The sequence below is a fragment of the Synechococcus sp. LTW-R genome, from assembly GCF_014217875.1.
GTDB lineage: Bacteria > Cyanobacteriota > Cyanobacteriia > PCC-6307 > Cyanobiaceae > Vulcanococcus.
On the sequence record NZ_CP059060.1, the window covers coordinates 1,136,681 to 1,162,309 of the forward strand.

The following is a 25,629-nucleotide window of genomic DNA, read 5'->3' on the forward strand; positions in this document are numbered from 1 at the left end:
AAAGATCAGGCGAGCTTGCGATCCAACAACGGGCGGATCAGCAGGAACAAACCCACCGCCAGGGCGGCCAGAACCCCCAAACAGGCTGCAGCCGTCAAATCCCCATAGGGGGCATGCAAAACCACAGCAGAAAGGGAGAAGTGACCGGCGTAGGCGGCGCGAATCGGCTCAATCGCGAAGGTAAGGGGATTTACGGCCGCTAGCCAGCCCAACCAGGCCGGCATAAAGGAAATCGGGGCCAGAGCCGTACTGGCAAACAGCAGGGGCAAGTTGGCCACAAAGATCACGGCAATCAGCTCGATGTGCCCCGGCAGCGCAAAGGCCAAGCCCAAACTCAGGCCCGTGACGGCAAAGACCAACAAGAGCAAGGTCAGCAGCACCAGCAGCAAGCCACCGCCGCCGGGCCAGCCGTACCCCAACACCCAGGCTGTGGCCATGATCGCGACGCTCTGCACCAGGCTGAGCGCGGTGATGTAGAGCACCGAGGCCAAGACAATCGAGCTGCGGGAACGCAAGGGGGCCACCAGCAGGCGATTGAGGAAGCCGAACTCGCGGTCGAACATCACCGGCAGGCCGGCATTGAGGGCCGCACTGAAGGCCGTGAAGACGATCACACCGGCCCCAAGGAAGCGTCCGTAGCTCATGCCCTCGGGCAGAAGTCCTTCGGGGGCATTCGCAAAGAGGGCGCCGAAGAGAACCAACCAAATCAAGGGCTGCAGGACCCCAGCCACCAACGTCGAGGGACGGCGGGCCAGTTGCAGAAACAGACGGCGAGTGAGGGCCAGGGTTTCCTGGGTCAGATCAGCCAGCGCCGAGCGCTGCGCGTTCGCGCTGGGTGCCGGACTGAGCAAGGAGGAGGAAGCGCTGGTCATGTCAGAAAGCAGAAAAGTCCATCCCGGGGGAATCCCGAATCGAAACAGGGGTCAACGCATCGACTGCTTGCGCTCAGCCTTGGCATCACGGACACCGGCCACCGCCAATTCGGCATCCATCAATGTGCGGCCCGTGGCCTGCAGGTAGACGTCATCCAGGCTTGGGCGGCTTTGGGCCAAGGCGAAGACCGGCAGTTGGGCCTCGGCCAACTGGCGCCGCAGTTGCTCCACGACACCATCGTTTTCGACCACCAGGTTCAAGGAGAAGCCTTGGGCACGGTTCACGACCACCTGGCGCACCCCGGGGCAGGCCTGCAGCAGCTGTTGGACCCGCAGGGCCTCGGGCTCATCGCTGAATTCCCGAATCCGCAGGGTGACGCGGTCACCGCCGAGGGCGGCTTTGAGCTCAGACGGGGGACCCGAAGCGATCACGCGGCCCCCCTCGATGATCGCCAGCTGATCTGCCAGGGCATCGACCTCTTCGAGGTAATGGCTGCTGAGCAGCACCGTGGTCCCTTGATCCCGCAGTTGATGGAGGACCGTCCAGATGGCGGCGCGACTCTCAATATCCAGACCAACGGTGGGTTCATCCAGCACCAGAACATCCGGCCGGTGCAGCAGTCCCGAGGCCAAATCCAAGCGGCGACGCATCCCGCCGGAGTAGGTGCCGCTGCGGCGATCGATCCAGTCGGCCATGCCCAACAGCTCAATCAGCTCGGCGATGCGCTGATCCCGCGCTGAGCGGGGCAGGTGATAGAGATCACCCTGCAACTGGAGCAGCTCACGGCCGCTGAGGATTTTGTCGAGGGCGACCTCCTGGGCCACGTAGCCCAGGCGCTCGCGAACGCCCCTAGGGTCGGCCAGGGCATCCAGCCCAGCCACCTGAACCCGGCCGCTGGATGGGGCCAACAACGTGGCCAGGATGCGCAGGGTGGTGGTTTTACCTGCCCCGTTGGGGCCGAGCAATCCAAACAGGCTGCCCGCGGGAACCTGCAGATTCAGACCATTGAGGGCGTCAACGGCTTTCTCGCCTTTGCCGTAGCGCTTGGAGACGTTCTCCAGATCAATCACTGGATGAGTCACCGCCGCCGACCTCGCTGAAGCACTAGAGGTTTCGAATCTAGAAAGCGCTGCTGACCAGCGATGCGGCCAGGGTGAAACCTGCGTTGCCGGACCCACTCCAACCGAGCAGGGCGAAGCCCTGCTCGGAGAACTGCTCGCCGGCCGGCATGCGCGCCATCAACAGCAGCAAACAGACACCAAAGAGGTAGAAGATCGACCAGCGAAAGAGACCCTTGGCCCGCTGAAGATCGTCGGGGTCTTGCTGCAACATCCAGGTCATCTGCAGCAGCCGAGCGTTGAACGGCAGCAGCAAGAGCCCATAGAGCAAACCACCGCCGGGCAAGGCCCAGACCCCCACCAGACTGAGCACCACGGTGGCCAGGGCGTACCAGCGAATGGCCTCAGCCGTGGCACCACTGCCCTTCACCACCGGAAGCATCGGAATGCCCACAGCGCGGTAGTCCTCCTTAAGCAACAAGGCCAAGGCCCAGAAATGGGCGGGCGTCCAGAGCATCACCAGGGCAAACAACCACCAACTGCCCAGGCCCAGGTGGCCGGTGGCGGCGGCGGCGCCCACCAGCGGAGGAATGGCGCCGGCCACACCGCCGATAACGATGTTTTGGGTGGTGCGCGGCTTGAGCAGCACCGTATAGAGCAGCACGTAGCTGCAGAGGCCCAACAGCGACAAGCTCGCGGCCAGACAATTCACACCCCCCACCAAGAGGGTGGCTGCCGTCAGGGTCAGGGTGACGGCAATGGCGAAGGCCGTCGCGATGGAGAGGCGACCGGAGGGAAGGGCACGGCCGCTGGTCCGCTGCATGCGGCCATCGAGCTCCTGCTCCCAGAGACAGTTCAAAACACCCGCCGCTGCCGCCGCCAAGGCTCCGCCGCCCAAGGTGCAGGCCAAGCGCAAGGGAGGCAGCGGCCAGCCCTCCGACAGCGCCATCCCACCGAGGGTCGTGGCTAAGAGCAGGGGAATCAACCGCGGCTTGGCGATCTCCAACCAGGGGGGCAACTTGACCCGCTTCCGGGAGGGAACCACCTCCTCTCGCGTCAAGGTCAGCGAATTAACCACGAAGCACCTCCGGCCAACTACGAACGGTCAAGGCCGCCAAAACTGCAACCAGCAGAGCCGCCCCGAGCTGGTGGGCCACCGTCACCGCGGGGACGGACAAACTGAGCCGCAAACTCAGGACGCCCAGGGCGATCTGAAGCAACACCAACAGGGCCGCAGCCAAGGCCAAGGGGCGATCACTGGGACGTTTCCAGAGCAGAAGTCCGGAACCGAGCAGCACTAGAACCCCCACCGGCCGCGCACCAAGGCGATGCAGCAAAAGCAAGGAGCAGCCCTCACCCGCGCTTAAGCAACGGCCCGCCGCCCACTGACTGGCCATCAACCCCCCGAGGAGGCATTGCACCAGAACAGCCAGGGCTAGAACCGCGGCCAAACCAGCCCAGAGGAGAGAGCGGCTCGACGTCGGAGCGAGCGAGCCGGTCCTGAGCAATTCACTCAGACCACTGAGGAGAGCCACCAGCACCAGAGCGGTGAGCAGGTGCGCCGTCACCACAGGGAAGGGCAGCAACAGGGTCACCGTTAAGGCCCCTAAGCCGGCCTGAACGGCCACCAACACCAAGCTAAGGCTGGACAACAGCGGGAAGCCCTTGGGCAACTCGCGTCGCCACCACCAGCTCGCCGTGGTGAGCACCAGCAGGCCGACACCCACGACGAAGGCATCGAGGCGATGGAACCATTCCAGGAAGACCTGGAGGTTCATCTGACGACCTGGCAAGAGGGAGCCGTAGCAAAGGGGCCAGTCGGGGCAAGCCAGCCCGGCCTCCATCACCCGCGTCGCGCCACCAATGACCACCAGTGCAATCAGGGCCACCAAAAGGTGGGCGCAGAGCGCGGCTAAACCGTCTCGTTTGCTGGGCTGTGTGGCGCCGAACATCTCAGGGGAGAAGGGCGGTTGGCGTCAACCTAGTGATGCCTCCGCGGCTTCGCTGACCAGCGCGACACGCAGTCCAAAAGCGACACCAATAGTGATCAACGGGTGAGCATTCCCTCACCGATCAGCGACGGATTACTGCAAAGAACCACGAACGACGCGTCAACCGCCAACCCTCCATAGGCTGATGGCGATCGAATCCAGGACCATGCGGATTCCTCCCGCAATCCTCACCCTGATCACCGGCATGGCCCTCGTTTTGTTGGGCCTATGGATCGGGCAGAACGTCAACCTCCTCCCGGTGGATGCCAGCGCGAATGCGCCGGTTTACGACGAACTCTTCAAGGTTCTCTTCAGCATTGGGACCATCCTCTTTGTCGGGATTGTTGGGCTGATCGTCTACAGCCTGGTGAAATTTCGCCGCAAGCCAGGTGAAACCGGTGATGGTGAAGCCGTCGAGGGAAACCTTCCGCTTGAGATCCTCTGGACCGCTATCCCCGCGATAGTCGTCCTCTTCGTCGGCATCTACAGCTACGACATCTACGACCGAATGGGCGGCATGGCGCCGCTCAACGACCACAGCATGCACGCCATGGGCGGGGAGATGGAGGAGTCCCGCACCTGGGGCGGCATCAGTCCGGTCAGCCTTGAAAGTGATGGCGCCTCTGCTCCACTGCCGATCGATGTGACGGCCATGCAGTTCGCCTTCATCTTTCACTACCCCGATGCGGAGATCACCAGCGGTGAGCTCCATGTGCCCATGGGGCAGCCAGTAGCCCTTCATATGAATGCGAATGACGTCATCCATGCCTTTTGGGTGCCGGAATTCCGGCTCAAGCAGGACGTCATCCCCGGTCAACCCACCCTGTTGAGCTTTACCGCCACCCGCCCGGGCCGCTATCCGATTGTCTGCGCGGAGCTCTGCGGTCCTTACCACGGCGGCATGCGCTCAACGGTGATCGTCGATGAGCCCGAGACGTTCGAAGCCTGGGTAAACCAAAACAGTCCGATTGCGAACGCCGCTCCCCAGACCCCGGTGCAGTCATGACCATCAGCCTGACCCCCGAGCACAGCACGCCGCTCCAACCCCAAGGCTGGCTTCGCTATCTCAGCTTCAGCACCGATCACAAGGTGATCGGACTGCAATATCTGGTCTGCGGCTTCATTTTTTATCTGATCGGCGGCGCCCTCGCCGGTGCCATTCGAACCGAGCTGCTCACTCCGATTTCGGACTTCCTCCCGCGGGAGACCTACAACGAAGTCCTGACCCTGCACGGGACCGTGATGATCTTTTTGTGGATTGTCCCGGTGGTCAATGGCGCCTTCGGCAACTACCTGATCCCCTTCTATGTGGGCGCCCGGGACATGGCCTTCCCTCGGCTGAATGCCGTGGCGTTTTGGCTGATTCCCCCCGCCGGATTGCTGTTGATCAGCAGTTACTTCATCGCCAGCGCGGCCCAATCCGGTTGGACGGCCTATCCCCCCTTAAGCATCACAACCCCGGCAACAGGTCAGATCATCTGGATCCTGAGCGTGCTGCTCCTGGGCGGTAGCTCGATCTTTGGCGGGATCAACTTCATCGCCACGATCCTCAAATTGCGGCGTCCCGGGCTGAAGCTCATGCAGCTACCGATGTACTGCTGGGCGATGCTCGGCACCAGCATCCTGGTGGTGCTCTCCACCCCCGTTCTGGCTGGAACGCTGGTGCTACTGAGCTTCGACATCATTGCCCACACCGGCTTTTTCAACCCCAGCCTGGGGGGGAATGCGGTGGTTTACCAGCACCTCTTCTGGTTCTATTCCCACCCGGCGGTTTACATCATGGTGCTGCCGGCCTTTGGCCTGGTGAGCGAAATCCTGCCCATCCATTGCCGTAAGCCCCTCTTCGGCTACACGACGATGGTGTATTCGATCATGGGCATCGTCTTCCTTGGCCTGATCGTCTGGGCCCACCACATGTTCACGAGCGGCACGCCTCCCTGGATGCGGCTGTTCTTCACCATCGCCACCTCCTTTATCGCCGTTCCCACCGGCATCAAATTCTTCAACTGGCTCGCGACGATGTGGGGAGGCCGCATTGCCCTCAACAGCGCAATGCTGTTCTCCTGTGGCTTCATCATCAACTTTGTCTTCGGCGGCATCACGGGTGTCGCCCTGGCCCAGGTCCCCTTTGACATCCATGTGCACGACACCTACTTCGTCGTCGCCCACTTCCACTACATCGTCTATGGAGGCACGGTCTTTGTGATCTTCGCCTCGATCTACCACTGGTACCCGAAGGTGACCGGGCGATTGCTGAATGAAGATCTGGGCCGACTGCACTTCCTGTTCACCTTCGTCGGCTTCAACCTCTGCTTCGCGCCGCAGCACTGGCTGGGACTGAATGGCATGCCAAGGCGTGTCGCTGAATACGACCCCCAGTTCGAGCTGATCAACCAGCTCAGCAGTATCGGCGCCCTGCTGATGGCGATCAGCACCCTGCCCTTCCTGCTGAACGTCGTCCTCAGTGCCTTCAACGGCGCCCCGGCCGGCGACAACCCCTGGAATGCCCTGACGCCCGAGTGGCTCACCAGTTCCCCCCCACCCGTAGAGAACTGGAAAGGCGAAGCTCCGTTGGTGACAGAGCCCTATGGCTATGGCATCCCCGCCGGCGAACTCCCCTTAGCCGCCACCTCGGGCTCTGAGCTCTGGAAGCTCGGCAACTCTGACCAGCGCTCCTGAACACCATGACCAGCCTGACTCCCAGCGAATCCCTGAGCCAACAGGAGGCCAGCGAAGCGCACGAGCACCATGGCGACTTCCGGATGTTCGGCCTCGCCACCTTTCTGGTTGCCGATGGCATGACCTTCGCCGGGTTCTTCGCGGCGTATCTGACCTTCCGCGCCGTCAACCCGTTGCCATCCGGAGCGACCTACGAACTCGAGCTGGTGCTGCCCACCATCAACACCCTCCTGCTGCTGATCAGCAGCTTCACTTTCCATCGCGCTGGCGCGGCGATGAAACGCAACCAACGGGCCCTGGGCCAGCGTTGGTTACTGGTCAGTGCCGCCCTTGGCTTTGCGTTTCTGGCCGGGCAAATGAAGGAGTACTTCGAGCTCCCCTTTGGCCTCACCGACAACCTCTTTGCCAGCACCTTCTATGCCATCACCGGCTTCCACGGTCTGCACGTGACCTTGGGCGGCTTGATGATCCTGATCGTCTGGTGGCAGTGCCGCGAGGGTGGTCGGGTGAGCCAAGACAACCTCTTCCCCTTGGAGGCCGCGGAGCTTTATTGGCACTTCGTCGATGGCATCTGGGTGGTCCTCTACGGAATCCTTTATCTGCTGTAGGGCCGCTGTTTGATCACAGTTCTTGCAAGTTGCCCTTGCGAAGCATTGCTTGGGATCGGCACAATCGGGCCGCCAGCACCCCAACGCACCGGTGTTCGTCGAAGAGAAGACAACCAAGCCAACCGAGATGTTGGAAGGCAAGGCGCTGCTGGATAAGGCTCGCTCCCTCAGCAATCGCCCGGAGGATCAGATCGCCAGGGCCTGCGGTTACGTCGGTCCCAGTGGCCGTCTCCTCAAAAAAAGCTTCTACCGCGCCCTCGTTGAAGCGAAGGGCTACAAGCTGCCCAGCCAGAGCGGCGGCGGCAGTGGCACCAAAGGCCGCCAAGCCGAGTTCCGCACCAAGGTGCACGGCAATGGAAACCTGCTGATCGGGAACGCCTACACGCGTCGCATGGGGCTGGAGCCTGGCCAGGAATTCAAGATCGAAATCCATAAAGAAACGGGCTCCATTTGGCTCCTGCCCCTCGAGGGGGACGGCGGCACAAAAGAAGCCCTCTGAACGGCGCGCTTGAGCGCTTAGCGGTCGTCCGGTCCGTGGAAAGCGGCACTGAACACCAAGAGGTCAATCCCGCTGAAGAGGAAGCTGATCCCCACCAGGATTCCGAGCACGCTCAACAGTCCCAGACCCTTCATCGAAACGATGATCAAGCCGAGGATGAAGGTGACGATGCCATTGGCCAAACCCCAGCCCCAGCCGGCCATCTCGGTGTGGGACAGGGAGACGATGCTGGCCACCACGCCTTCCACCAGGAAGACGATGCCGATGGCGAAGGCCAAGGCCGCCACCTGAGCCGCTGCCGGTTCCACGCCGGCGCTGAACTGCTGAATGATCCAAGCGCCGGTCACCACAAACAAGGTGGAGACCACGAGCCGCCAGAAGCAGTGCCATTTGCTCAGCTGCCTGGAGCGGTTGAGGCTGTTCACCCAGCCGATGATCCCGCCCACCAGAAAAGCCAGGGCCACCACCACCGTCACCCAGGCGGAGGCAATCATCGGGAAAATCAGGGCAAGAACGCCCAGCACCAGCAACAGGATGCCTTCGGCGACGGTGAAGCTGCGCAGGGCGCCCACCGCCAAACCGGACTTGTCGTCAGAAGCCATGAAGTGTTCAGCAGGAACACGAACTCCCGGAACGTAGGCATGGCCTCTGGGGTTGTCAGCTCCAGCCGTGCTCTTTCAACCAGGCATCACTGATCGGAGCCGTTGACGGACCCGATCCCGACGCGCCGTGCTGAAGCAAGCGTTCGGTGTACTTCGCCAGCAGATCGGCCTCCAAATTCACCGCCGTGCCCCGCTCCAGATGCTGCAGGGTCGTGCTGCTCCAGGTGTGGGGAATCACCGCGATCCAAAACTCGGATCCATCAGCGCTGCACCCCGCCACGGTCAGGCTGATGCCGTCAACAGCGACGCTGGCCTTCTCGCAGATGTAGCGGCCGAAGGCCGGATCCTGCCAACGCAGCCTGAGGGCCCAGGACGCGCTTTGCTGCTCGACCGCCACCACATGGCCCAGGCCATCGACGTGGCCGCTCACCAGATGACCGCCGAGACGATCCTGAAGACGCAGGGCCGGCTCCAGGTTGACCCAGCCCCCTCGGTCGGCCTTCGCCGAGAGGGTCGTACGGCTCAGGGTCTCCTCGCTGACGTCGGCCTGAAAACCGCTGGCGGAGCGTTCGGTCACGGTCAAACAGACCCCGTCGACGGCAACGCTGTCCCCCAGGGCCAACTGGGCAGGGTCGAGCTCAGAACCCGGAGGGATCTGCAGCGTCACGCCGCCACTGCGGCGCTGCAGCTGTCCGGTGGTCTGAACCAGCCCTGTGAACATGCGGTGGCCCGATCAACACTGGCCATAATCGGGCAGCAGGGAGAGCGGGCAAGTCATGGTCGAAATGCAAGTGGCCGGCATGGCCCTCGATGCCGCCAGTCGCAGTCCGATCGTTCTGCTTCGCGACCCATCGGGCCGCCGTCAGGTGCCGATCTGGATCGACCAGGCCCAGGCCCAAAACATCATGGCCGGGCTCAGCGACCAGGCTCCGCCCCGGCCCCTCAGCCATGACCTGATGGTGGAGCTCCTGCAGGCCGGGGGCCTGCAGCTCACCAAGGTCATCGTTCACGCCATCGAAGACAGCACCTTTCGTGCCGTCTTGAAACTGCAGACGGCTGGCGAGGAGGAAGTGGAGCTGGATGCCCGCCCCAGCGACGCCATCGCCCTGGCGATCCGCACCGGCAGTGGGATCTGGATGCTGGAGGAAGTGGTCGCCGACGCCTCCATTCCCGTCGATGCGGAGGCGGACGCCGAAGACGCCGCCGATTTCCGCCGCTTCATCGACGGCATCAGTCCCGCTGAACTGGTCCGGCACATCAACCAAGCCCAGACCGACGTGGAATCCTCCGCGGAACAGCCGGAGGAAGACGCTGGCTGAACGCCGCCCCTTTGGCCGGGGAGCCCCGGTCTCCCCGTTCTGCCTTGGCACGATGCGGGCCACCACGGGCCCGCAGCAGATGGCGGAGGTGCTCGCCGCGGCCCTAGCCGCGGGCATCAACCACATCGAAACCGCCCCGGCCTATGGCCCCGCGGAGGCCTTCCTGGGCCAAGCCCTCAGCCAGTGGCGGGGATCGGAGCCGCTGGTGATCACCAGCAAGCTGCTCCCGGGCATCGCGCTGGAGGAGGGCAAGGCCCAACTGCGCGGGATCTTGCAACGCCTAGGGCTCGAGCGGCTCGACAACCTGGCCATCCACGGCCTGAACCGACCTGAGCATCTGGACTGGGCCCTGCGGGGAGCCGGGGCGGAGCTGCTGCGCTGGGCCCTGGCGGAGGGATTGGTCGGCCAAGTGGGGTTCTCCAGCCACGGTGAGCTCCCGCTGATTGAAACCGCCCTCGCCTCAGGGCGCTTCAGCTTCTGCAGCCTCCATCTGCACTGGTTCGATCAGACCCGAATTCCCCTGGCCCAGGCCGCGCTCCGGGAGGGCATGGGCGTGCTCGCCATCTCGCCCGCCGACAAGGGGGGTCGGCTCTATGCACCGCCTGAGCAACTCCGCGCCGATTGCGCTCCCTTTGAGCCGCTGGAGTTGGCCTACCGCTTCCTGCTGGATGCAGGTATCTCAAGCCTGACCCTGGGGGCCGCCCAAGCCAGCGACCTGGATCTCGCCAAGCGTCTGACTGCGGAGGAGGGCCGCTGGCTTGAGCCCAGCCATCGCCAGGCCCTGGATCGCGCTTGGCAGGCCGGCCAAAGCCGTCTTTCCGCCAGCGCCTGCCAGCAGTGCCGGGCCTGCCTGCCCTGCCCCAACGCGGTGCCCATCCCCGAGCTCCTGCGCCTGCGCAACCTGGACCTCGGCCACGGCATGGGTGCCTTTGCCCAAGAGCGCTACAACCTGATCGGCCGAGCCGGGCATTGGTGGGAAAGCGTGAACGCGTCCGCCTGCTCGGGCTGCGGTGATTGCCTGCCGCGCTGCCCCCACAACCTGCCCATTCCAGAGCTGCTGGCGGAGACCCATGAACGGCTGGCCGCCGCACCGCGGCGCCGGCTCTGGGGTTAGCGGCTCAGGGCTTGATCCCAGAGGGTCTGCCAGCGGCTGCGCTCAGCCGGGCTGAAGACCGGAAGGCTGTTGCAGCGCTGCAGGACGGCCTCACTGGGAAGCAGAAGCGGCCGTAGCCGCTCCGGCCAACGCCGCAGCACCGGCTCCAACTGATAGTGGGGAAGGGGCGGCACCCAGCCAGCCGCCAACAGACGATCCAGAAGAGGCAGCGAGAGGCCATCGCGAATCCACTCCAAGGGCAGGGGCGGATCCAGCAGTGCACGGTCCTGGGGGGCCAAGCGCAGCAAGAACTGCCACCAGAGCGGGGAGCCGGACTCCGGCAACACAGCCGACAAACGGGGATCTTTCTTCAGCAGCGGAATCGCCCGGTGGCTTGGGACCACGGCGGCCTCCGCCTCACCCGCCAACAGCAAATTCAGTCCGTCCCGCTCATCGAGGGCCAGGGCCTGATCCGCCAGAGCGGACACCTGCTTCGGCAGCGCTGGGGCATTTAGGGATTGGGGGTCATCGCTGGAGAGTCCCAGCTGACGCAACGCCAGCTCAATCACCACCCGCGGGCTGGAGGGGAGCACCACCTTTCCCCGCAGGCTGGGATCGAGGAGCAAGGACCAACCCTGCTGGCGCTGTCGCCAGAGGTCAGGGCGACTGCGCAGCAGCAACAACCACGTCCCAAAGGCCCAGGGGAAGGCCACGGGCACGGAGCCCTCAGGAGCAAACAAGCGACTGGGGGCTTGGGCCATGGGCGCCAGCTGCGCCAGCAGGGCGGAGGCCTCCAGGGGTTGGAGCCGGGCACGATCGAGCTGCTGGGCCCAGCCATCACCGAGGGCCAGCAGGGCCGCACCGCTCAGGCCCTGCTCCTGGAGCGCGGAGCGATCCACCACGCTCAGCAGCTGCTCGGGGCGCTCCAACCGTTGGGACTGCCAGGGAGAGGGCAGCTCCTGCAACCAGGCCTTGGGCAGATCCCCCTTCACGCTCAATAGCTGCGGCGCCCCCAGGCGCACGGGGGCGCATCCAGCCGCCGTGCCCAGGGCCACCACCGAACCCATCAGTTGCAGGAGTTGGCGGCGGGAGGTCACAACCGAGGGCAACACGCCTTGAACCTAGGCGGAGTGCAGCAGCTGATCACAGGCCAGCTCACAGGCGGACACCAGCTCCTGCAGCGGGCGGCCACTGAGCTGCCATAGGGCCGCCAAGCCGCCAGCACCCACCCCCTCTTTGACGTAGCCCCGCTCGTAATCGAGCAACTCCGGCCGGCGGCTGTCCGTGAAGCGCAAGCACGTGGCGAAGGCCAGCGGCTCAACGCCAAAGCGGCTGGCCAACTGCGCCAGCAGCCCCTGGAAATCACTGGCCGATTCATGGGCCACCCAAGCGGTGGTGACCACGGCCGACTGGCGGCCCAACCGTTGACGCTCCTCCGGACGGCAGGCCGCCATGGCCAGGGCCCAGACCGCCGCCATCTGGCTGCCGCCCGCCAAGAGCAGCGGTGCACCGCCCAGAGCCGCCCGCTTGAGCAGGGCCGCAGCCACCACCTGCATCGGGTCCCCCACGGCCGCCAAAACGGCCTGGGGCCCTGTGCCCTCGGGCAGCTGGGCCGCCGCCAACCCCTCTTGCACCAGCCGTTGCTTCAGCTGGTGATCGGGCTGGCGGACACTGCCGCTCACCAGACCCATGGAGGGCACCCCCAGGGCCTCCAGCACCGCCAGAGCCGTTGTGGTGCCGCCAGGAACGCATTCACTGAGCAGCACCGGTTGTCCGGTGCGCGCCAAGCTCCGACCCCAGCGCTCCCCCCAGGACCAAAGCCTCTGCACCCGATCCGGAGCCATCGCCGCCCCCGTACTGAGGCAGCGGGCCGGCGACTGGTTCAGCTGGAGATGGGGAATGGCGGGAGCGACAGGGGCCCCCAGGTCCAGCACCAAGGGCGGCAAGTTCAACCCCTGCAGCACGGCCCAGGCGATCACGGCCGGTGTGACCCCAGCCGGCAGGGGCGGCAAGGCATGGGGCCGCTCGGCGGCGGGGCCCTGCCAGAGCAACTCCGCATCCGCTGCGGCCGTAAGGCGGCGGGAGTCCGGTGTTGCACCAGCCGCCGAGATGCCCTCAACGGCCGCCGTGTCCGTCCCCGCCAGCAGCAACAGCACCCGGGTCTGGGGCACAGCGGCAGCCAAACGCTGACACCACTGCTCCGCCAGCTCGGGCGCTCCGCTAAGGCGCTCCAGGCTCAAAGCGGATCGAGGGCGAGCAGGGGCCGCAGCAGCGCCGGCGGCTCACTGATCGGGCTCTTCAGCCGCGGGAAGATCCACAGGGCCACCGCATGCAACGCCAGCACATAGATCAGGTTTTGCAGCAGCACCAAAGCCAAGGCCATCAGCTGCACCTGCAACAGATCCGGTCCGCCACCGATGTGGACCAAGCCCAGCAGGCGATCGAGCACCTGGGAGGCCGCGGAGGTGATCAGCACCCACAGGTTTTCCCCCAGCAGGATCGAGAGCACGGCCACCCGCACCAGGAAACCACCAGCGCCGATCAACAACCCCACACCCCAGCTCAGGTACCAACTCAGGCGACGGCTCCAGCACCAGCCGAGCCACAGGGCCAAGAAGCCATAGGGGAAGAGCACCAACGGGCCCCGGATCGGCCCCATCAAGGCCACCAGCAGCAAGGCCGCCACGGTGACCCCTTCCACAGCGCAGCGGCCGTTATGGCGCAGCTGCAACAGAGCCAAGGGCAGGGGCAAGGCCAACCGGAACAGCGCTCCGCCCACCGGGAGGTAGTAGAGGCCCACCCAGAGCAACGCGGTGGCCGCCGCCAGATAAGCCGTATCGGTGAGCTGTCGGGCCTGACGGCGACTCAAAGACATGGTGGAAGGACGGCCTAGCGCGGATCAGGCGCTGCGCTGCGGGTGGGCGTCGTCCCATTGGAAACGCGCTCGATGGTCTCCACTTCAAAGGCCAAACCCGCCGCGCGCAAGGCCTGGGTCAGCACCTCCGCAGGGGCGGAGGGATCCGCGGCCGGCAGTTTGATCGTCACCCGATAGGGGGCCGGCGGCGCACTGCGGCGCGGCGCAGCAGGAGCCGGGTCCGGCTTCGGGGCGGGCTTGGGCGCGGCCGCGACCGCCTCGGTCTTGGCGGCGGGAGCGGGTGCCGCGGGTTTCGCCTGAGTGGCAGGCACTGAGGCAGGAGGCGATGCTGGAGTTGCCGGGAGCGGGGCCGAGAAACTCCGGGACAACTGATCACCCAGGGGTGTGCCCTGGCATCCGGCCAAGGCGCCAGCCAACAGCAGCAGAGACCCCCAGCGCAGAGGCGCCATCAGCTGTCAGCCGCCTTGATGATCCTCACAGCGCTCGCCCGCAGACGTCCGGTCTTGGTGGTGGCCGGAGCTTTCTTCGCCGCTGGCTTCTTGGCGGCGGGCTTCTTCGCCGCTGTGGATTTGGCCGCGGTCTTGCGACCCTTGCCCTTGCCTGAGGCGGCCTTGGCGGCGAGCAATTCGACCGCCTGCTCGAGGGTGATCGTGTCCGCCGTGGTGCCCTCAGGAAGCGAGGCGTTCACCTTGCCCTGCTTCACATAAAGGCCATAGGGGCCATCAAAGAGCTGGATCGTTTCATCGGCCCCCTCGGGGGTCCCAAGGTCCTTGAGGGCCGTACGGCCACCGCGCCCGCGCTTGGGCATTGCAAGGAGTTCCAGGGCACGGGAGAGGCCCACCATCAGCACGTCGTCCTCGGCCTTGAGGGAGCGGTAGTCCTTCTCCCCCTTGCCCTTGTGGTGGACCACATAGGGGCCAAAGCGACCCAGACCGGCTTCCACCTTCCCGCCATCGGGGTGTTCGCCGAGGTGCCTGGGGAGACGCAACAAGCCCAGGGCATCTTCGAGGCTGAGGTCCTCGGGCTTGGTGCCCTTGGGGAGCGAGGCGCGTTTGGGCTTGGGGTTGTCGTCACTGACCTGGCCCCGCTGCACATAGGGTCCGTATTGGCCGAAGAGCAGATAGACCAAATCGCCGGTCTCGGGATCTTCGCCGAGGGCCTCGGGACCATCGGCCTTCTGCTTCAGGATCAGCTCCGCTTTTTCGGAGTCCAGATCCGCTGGGGTGATCTCGTTGGGAAGGGTGGCCTTCAGCACGTCCTCGCTGCCGTCTTCCGCCACCCGCTTGGTTTCGAGATAGGCGCCAAAACGACCGATCCGCACCACGCAGGGGAGACCCTCGAGGGCAATCGTGCGTGAGGCGGTGGGGTCAATGTCCCCTTCCCGCTGCTGCACTTGGGTCTCGAGCCCCTTGTCCCCCTTGTAAAAGCTCTCCAGGTAGGGCAGCCACTGCACCTTGCCGGTGGAGATGTCGTCGAGGGTCCCCTCCATCCGCGCGGTGAAGCTGGTGTCCACCAGATCCGGGAAGTGCTCCTCCAGCAGGGCGGTCACGGCAAAGGCCGTGAAGCTGGGGGTCAGCGAGTTGTTCTGCAGCGTCGCGTAACCGCGATCGACGATGGTGCCGATGATCGAGGCGTAGGTGGAGGGGCGACCGATGCCTTCCTTCTCGAGCATCTTCACCAGGGCAGCCTCGCTGTAGCGAGCCGGGGGCTGGGTTTGGTGACCCAGCGCTTCGACGGCCTTGCAACTGGGACTGTCGCCGGTTTTCAGGCTTGGCAGCAGGACTTCCTGCCCTTCGAGGGCGGCATCGGGGTCATCGCTGCCCTCGACATAGGCCCGGAAGAAACCGGGGAAGTCAATGCGCTTGCCATTGGCGCGGAAGCTGGCGGGCCCAAGGCTGCCGCCATCGACCTCCAGCTCAACGCTGAGCATGGTCAGACGCGCCTCGGCCATCTGGGAGGCCACGGTGCGCTTCCAGATCAGCTCGTAAAGGGCCAGATCCCGGCCATCCAGGCCGGTGGCCGAGGGGTCCCTGAAGCTCTCACCCGCCGGGCGAATCGCCTCATGGGCCTCCTGGGCATTGCGGGCCTTGGTGGAGAACTGACGGGGGGAGCCGCTCAGGTACTCCTTGCCGTATTTCTCAGCCACGCAGTTGCGGGCCGCGTTGATGGCTTGGTCACTGAGGTGCACCGAGTCGGTGCGCATGTAGGTGATGAAGCCCCGCTCGTACAGCCCCTGGGCCGTGCGCATCGTCTCGCGCGCCGACAGGCGGAGCTTGCGGTTGGCCTCCTGCTGCAGGGTGCTGGTGGTGAAGGGCGCCACCGGTTTCCGGGTGGTGGGCTTTTCCTCGACGGAGGACACCCGCCAAGGAGCCGCCAAGACCGCTTCGCGCAGGCTGCGGGCGTCGGCCTCGCTCAGCAGGCGAACTTTGCTGCCGGCCTTCAGCCCACCGGTGTTCTCGTCGAAATCCGAACCGCCGGCAATGCGCTCGCCCTTGAGGTGGGTCAGCTTGGCGTCAAAGCCGCTGCTGCCCTGGGCCAGCTCAGCCTTGAGATCCCAGTAACTGCCGCTCTTGAACGCCCGCCGGGCCCGCTCCCGTTGCACCAGCAAGCGGACGGCCACGGACTGAACCCGGCCCGCGCTCAGGCCCCAAGCCACCTTTTTCCAGAGGAGCGGCGAGAGGGTGTAGCCCACCAGGCGATCCAGGATGCGCCGCGTTTCCTGGGCATGGACAAGCTCCATGTCGAGCTCGCGGGTCTGCTCCAGGGCTCGCCCGATGGCTTCCTTGGTGATCTCGTGGAACACCATCCGCTTGACCGGAACCTTCGGGTTCAGGAGCTGCAGCAGGTGCCAGCTGATGGACTCACCTTCGCGGTCTTCGTCGGTCGCGAGGAGCAGTTGATCGGCGCCTTTAAGGGCGTCCTTCAGTTCTTTGACCGTCTTCTTCTTGTCCTTCGGAACCACGTAGAGCGGTTCGAAATCTTTGGTCGTGTTCACGCCGAGGTTCGCCCACTTCTCGCCCTTGTGGGCCGCGGGGATCTCGCTGGCGTTGTTGGGCAAGTCGCGCACGTGCCCCATTGAGGCCTCAACCTTGAAGTCCTTCGGCAAGAACCCGCGGATGGTGCGGGCCTTGGTGGGGCTTTCAACGATGACGAGGGTGTGCGCCACAGGCAGGCGGTGAACCGCTTCCCTCTTTATCGCACCGACCGTCAACCCCGGCGAGAAACTCCGAAGGTTGACGCCAGCGCGGCTACAGTCCAGCCCAACGGGCGTGATCCAAAACAGCTGTGCTTTCTCTTCTGGCTGCCGCCGACACCGTTACGACTGCGGCTGCTCCAGCGGTGAACGCCATCACCTCGCTGCAACTCAATGCAGGAGCCATCGCCCCGGAAGGTGCGGTCCTGCTGGCGATGGTGGCCTGCCTGCTCGTCGATCTGGCGGGCGAGAAAGCGGCTGCGCGTTGGGTCCCCCTCTTTTCTTATGTCGGTCTCGGCGGTGCGCTGGGCTTGCTGGCCCTGCAATGGGATGCGGCGCCCCTTGAGCCCTCCTTCCTCGGCGCCTTCCTGGCCGACAACCTCGCGATCGCCTTTCGGGCTGTGGTGGCGGCCTCAACCCTGGTGTCCCTGCTGATCAGCTGGCGCTACGTCGAGCGGGCCGGAACGCCCGTCGGTGAGTACGCCTCGATCCTGTTGGCCGCCACCCTCGGAGCGATGCTGCTCTGCGGAGCCACGGACCTGGTCAGCATCTTCGTCTCGCTCGAAACGCTGTCGGTCGCGAGTTACCTGCTGTCGGGCTACATGAAGCGCGACGCCCGCAGCTCTGAGGCGGCGCTCAAGTATCTCTTGGTGGGCTCGGCGGCCGCCGCGGTCTTCCTCTATGGCGCCTCGCTCCTCTACGGCCTGACCGGCGGCAGAACCAGCCTCGAAGCGGTTGGCATTGCGCTCCAGACCAGCGCCTCGCCGGTCGCGGCCCTCGCCCTGGTGTTCGTGCTCGCCACGGTTGCCTTCAAGATCGCAGCGGTGCCGTTCCACCAGTGGACCCCTGACGTCTACGAGGGCTCCCCGACTCCCGTGGTGGCCTTCCTCTCCGTGGGCTCCAAAGCCGCCGGTTTCGCCCTGGCTTTGCGCATCCTGGTGGGCTGCTTTGAACCCTTCGAAGCGCAGTGGAAGCTCCTGTTCACGGTCCTGGCGATCCTGAGCATGGTTCTGGGCAACGTGGTGGCCCTGGCTCAGACGTCCATGAAGCGGATGCTGGCCTACAGCTCGATTGGACAGGCCGGCTTCGTGATGATTGGCCTGGTCTGCGGCACCGAAGACGGCTACGCCGCCATGGTCCTCTACATGGCCGCCTACCTGTTCATGAACCTGGGGGCCTTCGCCTGCATCATCCTGTTCTCCCTGCGCACCGGCAGTGATCGGATCAGCGATTACGCGGGTCTCTATCAAAAGGATCCTCTGATCACCCTGGGCCTGAGCCTCTGCCTGCTCTCCCTCGGTGGCATTCCGCCGATGCTTGGCTTCTTCGGCAAGATCTATCTCTTCTTTGCCGGCTGGGCCGATCAGCAGTACCTGCTGGTGGTGGTCGGCCTGCTGACCTCTGTGGTCTCGATCTACTACTACATCTCGGTCATCAAAATGATGGTCGTGAAGGAGCCCCATGAGGCCTCCGACGTGGTCAAGTCCTACCCCGAGGTCAACTGGAGCCTGGCTGGACTGCAGCCCCTCCGCGCCGCCCTGGTGTCCTGCGTGGCCGTGACCGCCGTCGGTGGCATCCTCTCCAACCCGCTCTTCACCTGGGCGAGCGGTGCCGTTGCAGGCACCCCGATGCTGCAGAAAGCACTCGCCTCGGCCGCCGGCCTCCCGGTTGACTGATGGCCGGAGCGGTCGTCGCCGAACTCGATCACATCCGCAAGACCTACGGCAGCGGAGACACCACGGTTGTCGCCCTCGATGACCTGACCATGAGTGTGCGGCGCGGCGAATATGTCGCCGTGATGGGCACCTCGGGTTCAGGCAAGAGCACGGCCATGAACATCCTGGGCTGCCTGGATCGCCCCAGCAGTGGCAGCTATCGCCTGAACGGCACCGCCGTCGAGCAGCTCACGGACGATCAGCTCGCCGATCTGCGCAACCGCGAACTGGGATTCATCTTTCAGCAGTTTCATCTCCTTCAGGAGCTCACCGCCCTGGAAAACGTGATGCTGCCGATGGTCTACGCCGGGGTTCCCGCCGAGGAGCGCGAGGAACGCGGCATCCGCTCGCTCCAGCGCATCGGCCTTGGCGAGCGGCTCCACAACAAGCCCAACCAACTCTCCGGCGGTCAGCAACAGCGGGTCGCCTTGGCGCGGGCGATCATCAACCAACCCAACCTGCTGCTGGCGGACGAACCCACAGGGGCCCTGGATTCCCGCACCACCGCCGAGGTTTTGGACCTCTTTGATGAGCTACACCGGCAGCAGGGCATGACGATCGTGCTGGTCACCCATGAACACGATGTGGCGGCCCGAGCCCAACGGGTGGTGCATTTCCACGACGGTCGTCTGGTGAGCAGCGGGGCTGGCTCTCAGGTTTAGCCGCGAGGCCGCTCCAGGCTGCTGATCAGCTGCCCCATCAAGAGGGCAACCGCGTCCGTTCCGCGCAGGGCGGAACCCGGGTCGAACTCTCCGGGATCCACCGCGACCCAGCCCCCGGAGACCGGCTGCCGCAACTCGAAATGCAGATGGGGCCCCGTGCTCAAGCCCGTGCTGCCCACCCGGCCGAGCACCTCCCCCTGCAGCACGCGATCACCGGCGCGGACATACAGCTCAGACAGGTGGCCATAGAGGCTGCGGCGCCGCGGCCGCTGGTGCTCGACCTCCACCGCCAAGCCATAGCCACCGGCCAATCCGCTGCTGACCACCCGACCCGCCAAGGCCGCCACCACCGGTGTGCCCTCTGGGGCCGCCAGGTCATCGCCGGCATGGAGACGCCAGCCCCCCAACAGGGGATGCAGCCGCCAACCAAAACCACTCGACTTGAAGGCGGAGCCAATGATCGGCAGCAGCAAACGCCGGTTGCCATTGCCCGCCACCGGCGCCGGCCTCGGGGTCACACGAAACACCCTCGCCAGGTCAAAACGCCCACCCAGCAGGGCCGAGACCGGAACCGAGAGTGGCGGGCGCCGTGCCCCTTCCCGGCGCAGCCCCCAGCGCAGGGCGATGCCACCGCGGCATTCCCGCGCCGAAAGGGCACCGGTGCGGCAGGCCTTCTGAAACGCCCCCACATCCAGGGGCTGCAGCGCGGCTCCGCCCCCCCGCAGGGCCCGCCGCTCCGAAGGGGTCACGATGCCCTGCCGCACCAGGGCATCGAGGGACTGGTCAAAGCGCTTCGGGGGCGGAACCGCCTGAAGCTGCTGCAGGGAAGGCCGCAGCGGGGGCTCGGGCGCCGGCAACGGAGGGGGTTCGAGCGGCTCAGAGCCCAGCGGTGCCGCCAGGAGCAACGGCGTGAGGAGCAGCCAACGGAGCCGTGGGGGGCGAATCACAACCACCGCAGTAGAAGCGAAATCAACTCTAGGGAGCGCTAAAAACGCCGCCGCAACACCGTCGAGCCAGAGGCATTTTCAAGCTGCAATCCCCCATCCAGGCTGAGGCCGGTGATGCTCCAGCGCTGGCCGTCATGGTCCAAGGGACCGGGGTTCCACAGACGCTGCTGGGCCTGACGCCGCACCAACTCCGGCTGCTCCGCCGCAGCGGCCGCCCATTCGAGGGCACGCAAGACGCGGGCGCCTAAGACCGCAGGGCGCTGGCGGACGCGCAGCTGCTGCAGGCTCACCGCCCCCGCCGGAACGGAATTGGTGCCGTTCAGGCCCAGGCCCACCCGGGCGTGGCGGACGCGACCAGCCCGCCAGGTCAGGCGCGGCAGGAACCCACACAGCTTCAGGCTCGACACCAGCAGGTCATTGGGCCATTTGATCGCAGGCTCCAAGCCCAGCTCCTCCAACTGCAGGGCCACACCGACCGAGACGGCCAAGGCCAGGGAGGCCGAGCGATCCGGGTCCGGCGGCCAGGGCAAGGCGGCACTCAACCAGAGGCCTCCAGCGGGAGAGGACCAAACGCGGCCCTGCTGGCCATGGCCAAAGCCCTGGCGGTGCGCCACGACCACCCGTGCCGCCGCCCCGATCGGCTCACGCTGAAGCCACCGGTCCAGTTCCAGCTCCGTGCTGGCACAGATGGATCGCACCTGAATGCGCCAGGGCAGGGGGTAGTCCCCGGGGACTTGGCGCAACTGATGCACCAGCGTCGCAGCGCTTAAAGGCTGTTCAGCCATGCCCCCATGCGCTTGGCCCCAGCCTCCAGGGCCGCCGTGTCATGGACGAGCGCCAGACGGGCGAATCCTTCTCCCCCCTCACCAAAACCATTGCCCGGAGTGAGACACACACCCGTGGCATCCAGCAGCTGGGCGCAGAACTGCTCGGAATCCCAGCCGCGCTGGCGTGCCTGCTCCGGCAAGGTCAACCAGAGGTAGAGCGCCATCGAGGGGCGCTGCACCGGCCATCCCGCCGCCGTAAAGGCCGCCATCATTCGGTCCCGGCGCTCCCGGTAGATGGGTTTGAGCCGCTCGGGCCAGTCCGGCGCCTGCTCCAGGGCTGCGATCCCCCCCGCCTGCAGGGCCAAGGACTGGTTGAAATCCACCACACCCTTGAGTTGGCGCAGGGCCTGGATCAACGGGGCCGCACCGATCGCGAAGGCCATCCGGAACCCCCCCAAACACCAGCCCTTCGAGAAGGAGAAGAACTCAATGCCGCATTGGCGCCAATGGGGTGAGCGAAGCAGGGACGGAGCCTCACCCTCCAGGGCCAAGTCGACATACGGGTTGTCGTGGGCTAAGACCAGGCCATGGCGCACCGCCCGCGCCGCGGCTTCATCGACCCAGGCCTGCTCACCGGTGGTGGCCGTTGGGTTGTGGGGGAAGCCCAGAACCATCAACTTCAGCGCGTCCCACTCGGCAGGACTGAGCTGATCAAAGTTGGGGGCAAAACCAGTCGTCGGATCCAACCGCAGAAAACGCGGCTGGGCCGAGGCCAAGCGCAGACCGCCGAGGTGGGAGGGATAGAAGGGATCGAGCAGGAGCGCGGAATCCCCGGGGTTCAACACCGCCAAGGGCAGATGGGCCGTTCCCTCCTGGGAACCCACCAGAAAAAGCACCTCGGTGGCTGGATCCACCGCCACGCCAAAGCGACGCTGGGCCCAAGCGGCGACCGCCTCCCTCAGCGGTTCCGTGGCGCCATGCAGGCAATAGGAGGCGCTTGCGGGATCCCCCAAACGCTGGCGGATCGCCTCAATCGCCACCGGCGGGGGTTGAAGATCGGTCGACCCCAACGAGAGATCGAGCAAAGGGGACAGCCCGGCCTCAGGCCGGGCGCGGTAGGCCACCTTGCGTTGGTCGTTGCGGGCAAAAACGCCGCTGCCTAAGCCACGAACCCGTTCAGAAATCGAGAACGGATCAGAGTTGGGCATCCAAGAAAGCCTCGAGCTGGGGCTTGGCCATCGCACCTTCGTGGCGGGCGATCTCTTGGCCGTCCTTAAAGAGCACCAAGGCGGGCAGGCCCTGGACTTGCATCCGATCGCGGCTCGCGGGGTTGGGATCCGCCTCCAGCTTGCCCACGGTAAGACGTCCGGCGTAGGCCTCAGCCGCCCAATCCATCATCGGGGCCATCAGACGGCAGGGGCCGCACCAGGTGGCCCAAACGTCCACCAGGACAGGGGTCGAGCACTCCAGCACCTCGGCCTGGAAGTTGGCATCGGTGAGCTGAAGAACGGACACGGCAGCAGTCATGGGTCAGGCGATTGTATGGAGGGCTTAAAGCTTGTCGATCGAACGCCTGAGCTCTTCAAGCTCCGTATCAACCTCGCTCACCTGGACGGGCTGCACCCCTTCCCCACCGGCGGGCAAAGAGGGCGCTGCTGCGGATCCCGACAGCTTGCCCTTGAGGGCTTCGAGCTCGGAATCGACTTCGGGTGCCCCTTCCAGGGCAGCGAACTGACTTTCCAGATCAGCCCCAGCCAATTCAGCGGCGGCCTGGCTGCGGGCTTCGAGGGCTTGCACCTTCTCCTCCATCTGCTCGAAAGCCGCCATGGCCGAATTCGTGCCGAGATTGCCCACGGCGCTCTGGAGTTGCTCCTGGGCTTGGGCGGCTTGGGCCCGCGCCTTGAGCATGTCCTTTTTGGTTTTGGCTTCGGCGATCTTGCTCTCGAGTTGCACCAGGCTCTTTTTGAGCTGATCCACCTGGCCGCATTGGCTTTGCAGCTGCCCCTGCAGGGCCGTCGCCGTGTCCTGGCAGGTCTTGCGGCGCCCGAGGGCTTCACGGGCCAGGTCCTCTTCCCCTTTCTTCAGCGCCAACTCGGCCCGTTCGTACCAGGTCTTGGCCTGGGCGTCGGCCTGATCGGCCTGGTTCTGAATGCGCTTTTTGCTGGCGATGGCCGTCGCGACGGCCTGGCGCAGTTTGACGAGATCGGCCTGCATGTCCGCGACCGACTGGTCGAGGATCTTCACGGGATCTTCAGCCGCACTCAGGGCTGCGTTGGCGTTGGCACGAACCAGCCGGCCGAGGCGATCAAAAAAGCCCATGGAGCGAGCAGAGCTGAGGCCGAGACTAACCAGGGTGGGCTGCCCTGCACAGCGCCACCTCCACTAGGGTCCGTCCATGGGCATCGCCCCCCGCAACCAGACCCGCCGCCAAGGGGACGTCAACCTCTTGGTGCCGCCGCCTTGGCCGCCGATTCAAGGTCTCGGCGAAACCCTGAGCGGCCTGCAGCGGGAGTGGAAAGACGAAGGCAGCCTGGCGGGGCTCTGGCAGGCCTGGCCGCGGATTGCCGGCCCCCAACTCGCTCCCCATTGCCTCCCCTTGCGGCTCCACGGCGGACGGCTCGTCGTGGGGGCCAGTCACCCCCAATGGCTCCAGGCCCTGCGCTTCAACAAGCACCAGCTGCTTGGCGCCCTGCGCGGGGCGGGCTTTGCCGTGAAGGATCTGCAGTTCCAGCAACACCAGAGCACCCCCCTGCCCCCAGCCGGCAGCGGGCTGGAAGAGGAGGTCTGGGCTCAGCACCCCAGCCGCGTCGATGTCTTTGGCATGGGCTCCTGCCCCCAGTGCAAGCGCCCCTCACCGCTCGGGGAACTTCAGCGTTGGGGGCACTGCAGCTTCTGCCAACGGGACACCATGGACAACGGCGTCGCGATGGGGAGGCCGAGCCTGGAGTCAGAGTCAGATCAGTAGCGCTCGGGCCGGGGATCCTGCCAATCCGGAGCCAGACCGGCCCGTTGACCCAGGGCTTGGGACCACTGGGCTAAAGCGGGCCGAGGGACCCGCCAGAGTTCATAGAGGCCAACGCTGCCCAGGCGCTGGTGAGGAACCCCACGCCAGTGGGGCAATGCGGCGGTGTTGCCATCAATGACCACCAGAACGCTGGACCCGGGGGTGGCCGGCGTCGGGACCTGGCCGCGACGCACCTCCTTGGCCAGCCGATCCGTAAGGTTCAGCGGACCATTGGGCTGCACCCCCTCGTAAACCACGACTTGCTGGGTGTAGTAGTGCAGCGAGGGCTTGAGGATGCCCACCATCGCCAGGGGTTCCTGGGGCCGCCGCTGCTCGAGCACCAAGGCCGCCATGCGGCGCACGGGAAGCTGCCGCAAACGATCCCCCAGCTCCACCATCGGCACCAGTGCCGTCAGAACGAATGCGCCCATGCCCAACTGCTGCACCAAGAGCCAGCCCCGGCGGGTACTGGAGGGTCCCCACCAAAGCAGCAGCGCCGCCACTCCGCCCAGGCCGAAACAGAGGGAAGCCCGCTGAACGGCGCCACTGGCCAACAGCGACGCGGAGAGGGTGGGCATCTCCGGTTCATTGATCAGGGGAACCCAGAGCTGTCCGGCCGCCAGGCCGGCGGTCAGCACCGCAACCAGGGCCAGGGTCGATCCGCGCAGGGTCGCGGCCCGCCAGCCGGGGCGCAGCTGTTGGGCAGCCAGGGCAATCAGAAGGCCAGCGGCGGGCGTCGCGGGGATCCAGTAGCTCGGAAGTTTGGTGGCCGCCGCCGTGAAGAAGACAAAGACCGCCAGCAGCCAACAGGCCGCAAAGCGTTGGAGGGACTGCTCGGGGGACACCGGCCGGGGACGCAGGGCTCCGACCAGGCCCGCCAGCAGCAACGGGGTGAAGGGGAGCGATGCCACCACCAAGACCGGCAAGAAAAACCACCAGGGCTGCAGGTGGTTGTTGACCACACCGGTGAAGCGCTGAAGGTTGTGGTAACCAAAAAAGCTGTCCCAGTAGGGCTGGCCTTCCACGAGCAGCTCCAAGACGTACCAAGGCAACGCCACCGCCGCGGTGAGGGCCAGGCCGCGCCAGGGTCTCCAGAGGGCCCAAAGACCAGGAAGATCCCGCTGCAGCAGGGCAAACAACAAGGCCGTCAGGCCGGCTAGCGCCACCGCGACGGGCCCCTTCGCGAGCACCGCCAGACCGAGGACGAACCACGGGAGCCACCAGCGGCAGAGCCCGGCATAGCGCCACCAGAAGAGCAGCAGTGCCGCCGACAAGAGGCCGCTGAACAGGGCATCACTGACGGAGATGCGACTCCAGAGCAGCACCAACGGCGAGAGCGCAAAGGCCAGGGCCGCCGTCACGGCCGTGATCGCCTCTTGCGGGGGATCGGGCCACTGGCCCTGGGGAGAGGGCTGGGGCCGGCGCAGCAAGGTCCAGGCCAGCAGCAGCATCAGGCCGATGGAACTCAGGGCGGACGGCAGGCGAGAGGCCCAGGTGCCCAGCGGGTTCCAGAGGCTCTGGCCGGGCAGGGCGTAGCCCAAGCCCATCAGCCAATAGACGAGGGGAGGTTTGTCGTAGCGAGGCAAACCGTTGACGCGGGGGGTCAGCCAATCCCCGGTGTCCGCCATCGCCTTGGCGGAGGCGGCAAACAACGGTGGCGTCTCATCCACCAAGCCGGTCAGGCCCAGCCGCCAGACGAACAGCAACAGGCCGAAGACCCCGACCATCAGCAGCACCAACCAGG

At 65.6% G+C, this 25,629-nt stretch carries 26 protein-coding genes; 9 read left to right on the top strand and 17 right to left on the bottom strand.

What is annotated here, in order from left to right; translation table 11 throughout:
- Nucleotides 1-5: 5 nt before the first annotated feature.
- The 4 genes from H0O22_RS06435 to H0O22_RS06450 are packed head-to-tail and all read right to left on the bottom strand — an operon-like array spanning nucleotide 6 to nucleotide 3,883.
- Nucleotides 6-872: an ABC transporter permease gene (locus H0O22_RS06435; RefSeq protein ID WP_185188119.1), complete on the bottom strand. Its 867-nt coding sequence runs from the start codon at nucleotides 870-872 to the stop codon at nucleotides 6-8.
- A 51-nt stretch (nucleotides 873-923) separates the two neighbouring features.
- Nucleotides 924-1,943: an ATP-binding cassette domain-containing protein gene (locus H0O22_RS06440; RefSeq protein WP_370521510.1), complete on the bottom strand. Its 1,020-nt coding sequence runs from the start codon at nucleotides 1,941-1,943 to the stop codon at nucleotides 924-926.
- A gap of 49 nt (nucleotides 1,944-1,992) precedes the next feature.
- On the bottom strand, nucleotides 1,993-3,009 hold the full coding sequence (locus tag H0O22_RS06445) for a heme o synthase (RefSeq protein WP_255439530.1): 1,017 nt from the start codon (nucleotides 3,007-3,009) through the stop codon (nucleotides 1,993-1,995).
- The gene (locus tag H0O22_RS06450; RefSeq protein ID WP_185188121.1) at nucleotides 3,002-3,883 is read right to left on the bottom strand and encodes a heme A synthase; all 882 of its coding nucleotides are present in this window, start codon (nucleotides 3,881-3,883) and stop codon (nucleotides 3,002-3,004) included. Before H0O22_RS06450 ends, H0O22_RS06445 begins: the two co-directional genes overlap by 8 nt.
- A 205-nt stretch (nucleotides 3,884-4,088) precedes the next feature.
- Between H0O22_RS06450 and H0O22_RS06455 the strand changes: the two genes are divergently transcribed.
- The 4 genes from H0O22_RS06455 (at nucleotide 4,089) to H0O22_RS06470 (ending at nucleotide 7,708) form a co-directional block, all read left to right on the top strand.
- Nucleotides 4,089-4,928: a cytochrome c oxidase subunit II gene (locus H0O22_RS06455; protein WP_185188122.1), complete on the top strand. Its 840-nt coding sequence runs from the start codon at nucleotides 4,089-4,091 to the stop codon at nucleotides 4,926-4,928.
- Entirely contained in the window at nucleotides 4,925-6,601 is a 1,677-nt protein-coding gene (gene ctaD / locus H0O22_RS06460; RefSeq protein WP_185188123.1) for a cytochrome c oxidase subunit I, read from the top strand. Before H0O22_RS06455 ends, ctaD begins: the two co-directional genes overlap by 4 nt.
- A gap of 5 nt (nucleotides 6,602-6,606) precedes the next feature.
- On the top strand, nucleotides 6,607-7,209 hold the full coding sequence (locus H0O22_RS06465; RefSeq protein ID WP_185188124.1) for a cytochrome c oxidase subunit 3: 603 nt from the start codon (nucleotides 6,607-6,609) through the stop codon (nucleotides 7,207-7,209).
- A 127-nt stretch (nucleotides 7,210-7,336) separates the two neighbouring features.
- Nucleotides 7,337-7,708 (top strand): AbrB family transcriptional regulator, encoded by a 372-nt coding sequence (locus H0O22_RS06470; protein WP_185188345.1) that lies wholly within the window; start codon nucleotides 7,337-7,339, stop codon nucleotides 7,706-7,708.
- A gap of 17 nt (nucleotides 7,709-7,725) precedes the next feature.
- On the opposite strand, the gene H0O22_RS06475 is transcribed toward H0O22_RS06470, so the two are convergent.
- Both H0O22_RS06475 and H0O22_RS06480 read right to left on the bottom strand, forming a co-directional pair.
- A complete protein-coding gene (locus tag H0O22_RS06475; RefSeq protein ID WP_185188125.1) occupies nucleotides 7,726-8,310 on the bottom strand; it encodes a DUF308 domain-containing protein in 585 nt (194 codons plus the stop codon).
- A gap of 55 nt (nucleotides 8,311-8,365) precedes the next feature.
- Entirely contained in the window at nucleotides 8,366-9,031 is a 666-nt protein-coding gene (locus H0O22_RS06480; protein ID WP_185188126.1) for a riboflavin synthase, read from the bottom strand.
- Between the two features lie 55 nt (nucleotides 9,032-9,086).
- Between H0O22_RS06480 and H0O22_RS06485 the strand changes: the two genes are divergently transcribed.
- Together H0O22_RS06485 and H0O22_RS06490 are read left to right on the top strand one after the other, a co-directional pair.
- Nucleotides 9,087-9,629 carry a bifunctional nuclease family protein gene (locus H0O22_RS06485; protein ID WP_185188127.1) on the top strand — a complete coding sequence of 181 codons (543 nt, stop codon included), beginning with the start codon at nucleotides 9,087-9,089 and terminating at the stop codon, nucleotides 9,627-9,629.
- Nucleotides 9,630-9,681: 52 nt separating this feature from the next.
- Entirely contained in the window at nucleotides 9,682-10,743 is a 1,062-nt protein-coding gene (locus tag H0O22_RS06490) for an aldo/keto reductase (RefSeq protein ID WP_185188128.1), read from the top strand.
- Here H0O22_RS06490 and H0O22_RS06495 read toward each other — a convergent pair.
- Genes H0O22_RS06495 through topA form a run of 5 tightly spaced genes read right to left on the bottom strand, consistent with a single transcriptional unit; the run spans nucleotide 10,740 to nucleotide 16,763 of the window.
- Nucleotides 10,740-11,819 (bottom strand): hypothetical protein, encoded by a 1,080-nt coding sequence (locus tag H0O22_RS06495; RefSeq protein WP_255439531.1) that lies wholly within the window; start codon nucleotides 11,817-11,819, stop codon nucleotides 10,740-10,742. The genes H0O22_RS06490 and H0O22_RS06495 overlap by 4 nt on opposite strands.
- A gap of 24 nt (nucleotides 11,820-11,843) precedes the next feature.
- Entirely contained in the window at nucleotides 11,844-12,962 is a 1,119-nt protein-coding gene (gene cobT / locus H0O22_RS06500) for a nicotinate mononucleotide-dependent phosphoribosyltransferase CobT (RefSeq protein ID WP_185188129.1), read from the bottom strand.
- On the bottom strand, nucleotides 12,959-13,597 hold the full coding sequence (locus tag H0O22_RS06505; RefSeq protein WP_185188130.1) for a DUF2232 domain-containing protein: 639 nt from the start codon (nucleotides 13,595-13,597) through the stop codon (nucleotides 12,959-12,961). Before H0O22_RS06505 ends, cobT begins: the two co-directional genes overlap by 4 nt.
- Before the next feature lie 14 nt (nucleotides 13,598-13,611).
- A complete protein-coding gene (locus tag H0O22_RS06510) occupies nucleotides 13,612-14,046 on the bottom strand; it encodes a hypothetical protein (protein ID WP_185188131.1) in 435 nt (144 codons plus the stop codon).
- A complete protein-coding gene (gene topA / locus H0O22_RS06515; protein ID WP_185188132.1) occupies nucleotides 14,046-16,763 on the bottom strand; it encodes a type I DNA topoisomerase in 2,718 nt (905 codons plus the stop codon). Before topA ends, H0O22_RS06510 begins: the two co-directional genes overlap by 1 nt.
- 131 nt (nucleotides 16,764-16,894) lie before the next feature.
- Here topA and H0O22_RS06520 point away from each other — a divergent pair, with 131 nt between their 5' ends.
- Nucleotides 16,895-18,466, top strand: coding sequence for an NAD(P)H-quinone oxidoreductase subunit N (locus H0O22_RS06520; protein WP_185188347.1), 1,572 nt, complete (start codon nucleotides 16,895-16,897; stop codon nucleotides 18,464-18,466).
- Entirely contained in the window at nucleotides 18,466-19,167 is a 702-nt protein-coding gene (locus tag H0O22_RS06525; protein ID WP_185188133.1) for an ABC transporter ATP-binding protein, read from the top strand. Before H0O22_RS06520 ends, H0O22_RS06525 begins: the two co-directional genes overlap by 1 nt.
- On the opposite strand, the gene H0O22_RS06530 is transcribed toward H0O22_RS06525, so the two are convergent.
- The 5 genes from H0O22_RS06530 to H0O22_RS06550 are packed head-to-tail and all read right to left on the bottom strand — an operon-like array spanning nucleotide 19,164 to nucleotide 23,200.
- Nucleotides 19,164-20,114: a M23 family metallopeptidase gene (locus H0O22_RS06530; protein ID WP_185188134.1), complete on the bottom strand. Its 951-nt coding sequence runs from the start codon at nucleotides 20,112-20,114 to the stop codon at nucleotides 19,164-19,166. The two genes, H0O22_RS06525 and H0O22_RS06530, sit on opposite strands and share 4 nt — an antisense overlap.
- 38 nt (nucleotides 20,115-20,152) lie before the next feature.
- The gene (locus H0O22_RS06535) at nucleotides 20,153-20,899 is read right to left on the bottom strand and encodes a biotin--[acetyl-CoA-carboxylase] ligase (RefSeq protein WP_185188135.1); all 747 of its coding nucleotides are present in this window, start codon (nucleotides 20,897-20,899) and stop codon (nucleotides 20,153-20,155) included.
- The gene (locus H0O22_RS06540; protein WP_185188136.1) at nucleotides 20,881-22,089 is read right to left on the bottom strand and encodes an aminotransferase class I/II-fold pyridoxal phosphate-dependent enzyme; all 1,209 of its coding nucleotides are present in this window, start codon (nucleotides 22,087-22,089) and stop codon (nucleotides 20,881-20,883) included. Before H0O22_RS06540 ends, H0O22_RS06535 begins: the two co-directional genes overlap by 19 nt.
- A complete protein-coding gene (locus H0O22_RS06545) occupies nucleotides 22,076-22,408 on the bottom strand; it encodes a co-chaperone YbbN (RefSeq protein ID WP_185188137.1) in 333 nt (110 codons plus the stop codon). The genes H0O22_RS06540 and H0O22_RS06545 overlap by 14 nt, the downstream gene beginning before the upstream one ends.
- A 24-nt stretch (nucleotides 22,409-22,432) precedes the next feature.
- Nucleotides 22,433-23,200: a PspA/IM30 family protein gene (locus H0O22_RS06550; protein WP_185188138.1), complete on the bottom strand. Its 768-nt coding sequence runs from the start codon at nucleotides 23,198-23,200 to the stop codon at nucleotides 22,433-22,435.
- A 76-nt stretch (nucleotides 23,201-23,276) separates the two neighbouring features.
- Here H0O22_RS06550 and H0O22_RS06555 point away from each other — a divergent pair, with 76 nt between their 5' ends.
- Nucleotides 23,277-23,846 carry a DUF721 domain-containing protein gene (locus tag H0O22_RS06555; protein ID WP_185188139.1) on the top strand — a complete coding sequence of 190 codons (570 nt, stop codon included), beginning with the start codon at nucleotides 23,277-23,279 and terminating at the stop codon, nucleotides 23,844-23,846.
- Here the strand turns inward: H0O22_RS06555 and H0O22_RS06560 are convergent.
- Entirely contained in the window at nucleotides 23,840-25,612 is a 1,773-nt protein-coding gene (locus H0O22_RS06560; RefSeq protein ID WP_185188348.1) for a glycosyltransferase family 39 protein, read from the bottom strand. The two genes, H0O22_RS06555 and H0O22_RS06560, sit on opposite strands and share 7 nt — an antisense overlap.
- Between the last annotated feature and the right edge of the window lie 17 nt (nucleotides 25,613-25,629).

Excerpts from the sequence above, each read along its gene's own strand:
- H0O22_RS06505 (WP_185188130.1), bottom strand. The coding sequence starts at position 13,597 with ATGTCTTTGAGTCGCCGTCAGGCCCGACAGCTCACCGATACGGCTTAT.
- H0O22_RS06465 (WP_185188124.1), top strand. The coding sequence starts at position 6,607 with ATGACCAGCCTGACTCCCAGCGAATCCCTGAGCCAACAGGAGGCCAGC.
- H0O22_RS06435 (WP_185188119.1), bottom strand. The coding sequence starts at position 872 with ATGACCAGCGCTTCCTCCTCCTTGCTCAGTCCGGCACCCAGCGCGAAC.
- H0O22_RS06560 (WP_185188348.1), bottom strand. The coding sequence starts at position 25,612 with ATGGTCGGGGTCTTCGGCCTGTTGCTGTTCGTCTGGCGGCTGGGCCTG.
- H0O22_RS06550 (WP_185188138.1), bottom strand. The coding sequence starts at position 23,200 with ATGGGCTTTTTTGATCGCCTCGGCCGGCTGGTTCGTGCCAACGCCAAC.
- H0O22_RS06535 (WP_185188135.1), bottom strand. The coding sequence starts at position 20,899 with ATGGCTGAACAGCCTTTAAGCGCTGCGACGCTGGTGCATCAGTTGCGC.
- H0O22_RS06480 (WP_185188126.1), bottom strand. The coding sequence starts at position 9,031 with ATGTTCACAGGGCTGGTTCAGACCACCGGACAGCTGCAGCGCCGCAGT.
- H0O22_RS06510 (WP_185188131.1), bottom strand. The coding sequence starts at position 14,046 with ATGGCGCCTCTGCGCTGGGGGTCTCTGCTGCTGTTGGCTGGCGCCTTG.
- H0O22_RS06455 (WP_185188122.1), top strand. The coding sequence starts at position 4,089 with ATGCGGATTCCTCCCGCAATCCTCACCCTGATCACCGGCATGGCCCTC.
- ctaD (WP_185188123.1), top strand. The coding sequence starts at position 4,925 with ATGACCATCAGCCTGACCCCCGAGCACAGCACGCCGCTCCAACCCCAA.
- H0O22_RS06490 (WP_185188128.1), top strand. The coding sequence starts at position 9,682 with ATGCGGGCCACCACGGGCCCGCAGCAGATGGCGGAGGTGCTCGCCGCG.
- H0O22_RS06450 (WP_185188121.1), bottom strand. The coding sequence starts at position 3,883 with ATGTTCGGCGCCACACAGCCCAGCAAACGAGACGGTTTAGCCGCGCTC.
- H0O22_RS06555 (WP_185188139.1), top strand. The coding sequence starts at position 23,277 with ATGGGCATCGCCCCCCGCAACCAGACCCGCCGCCAAGGGGACGTCAAC.
- H0O22_RS06540 (WP_185188136.1), bottom strand. The coding sequence starts at position 22,089 with ATGCCCAACTCTGATCCGTTCTCGATTTCTGAACGGGTTCGTGGCTTA.
- H0O22_RS06485 (WP_185188127.1), top strand. The coding sequence starts at position 9,087 with ATGGTCGAAATGCAAGTGGCCGGCATGGCCCTCGATGCCGCCAGTCGC.
- H0O22_RS06525 (WP_185188133.1), top strand. The coding sequence starts at position 18,466 with ATGGCCGGAGCGGTCGTCGCCGAACTCGATCACATCCGCAAGACCTAC.
- H0O22_RS06545 (WP_185188137.1), bottom strand. The coding sequence starts at position 22,408 with ATGACTGCTGCCGTGTCCGTTCTTCAGCTCACCGATGCCAACTTCCAG.
- H0O22_RS06475 (WP_185188125.1), bottom strand. The coding sequence starts at position 8,310 with ATGGCTTCTGACGACAAGTCCGGTTTGGCGGTGGGCGCCCTGCGCAGC.
- H0O22_RS06470 (WP_185188345.1), top strand. The coding sequence starts at position 7,337 with ATGTTGGAAGGCAAGGCGCTGCTGGATAAGGCTCGCTCCCTCAGCAAT.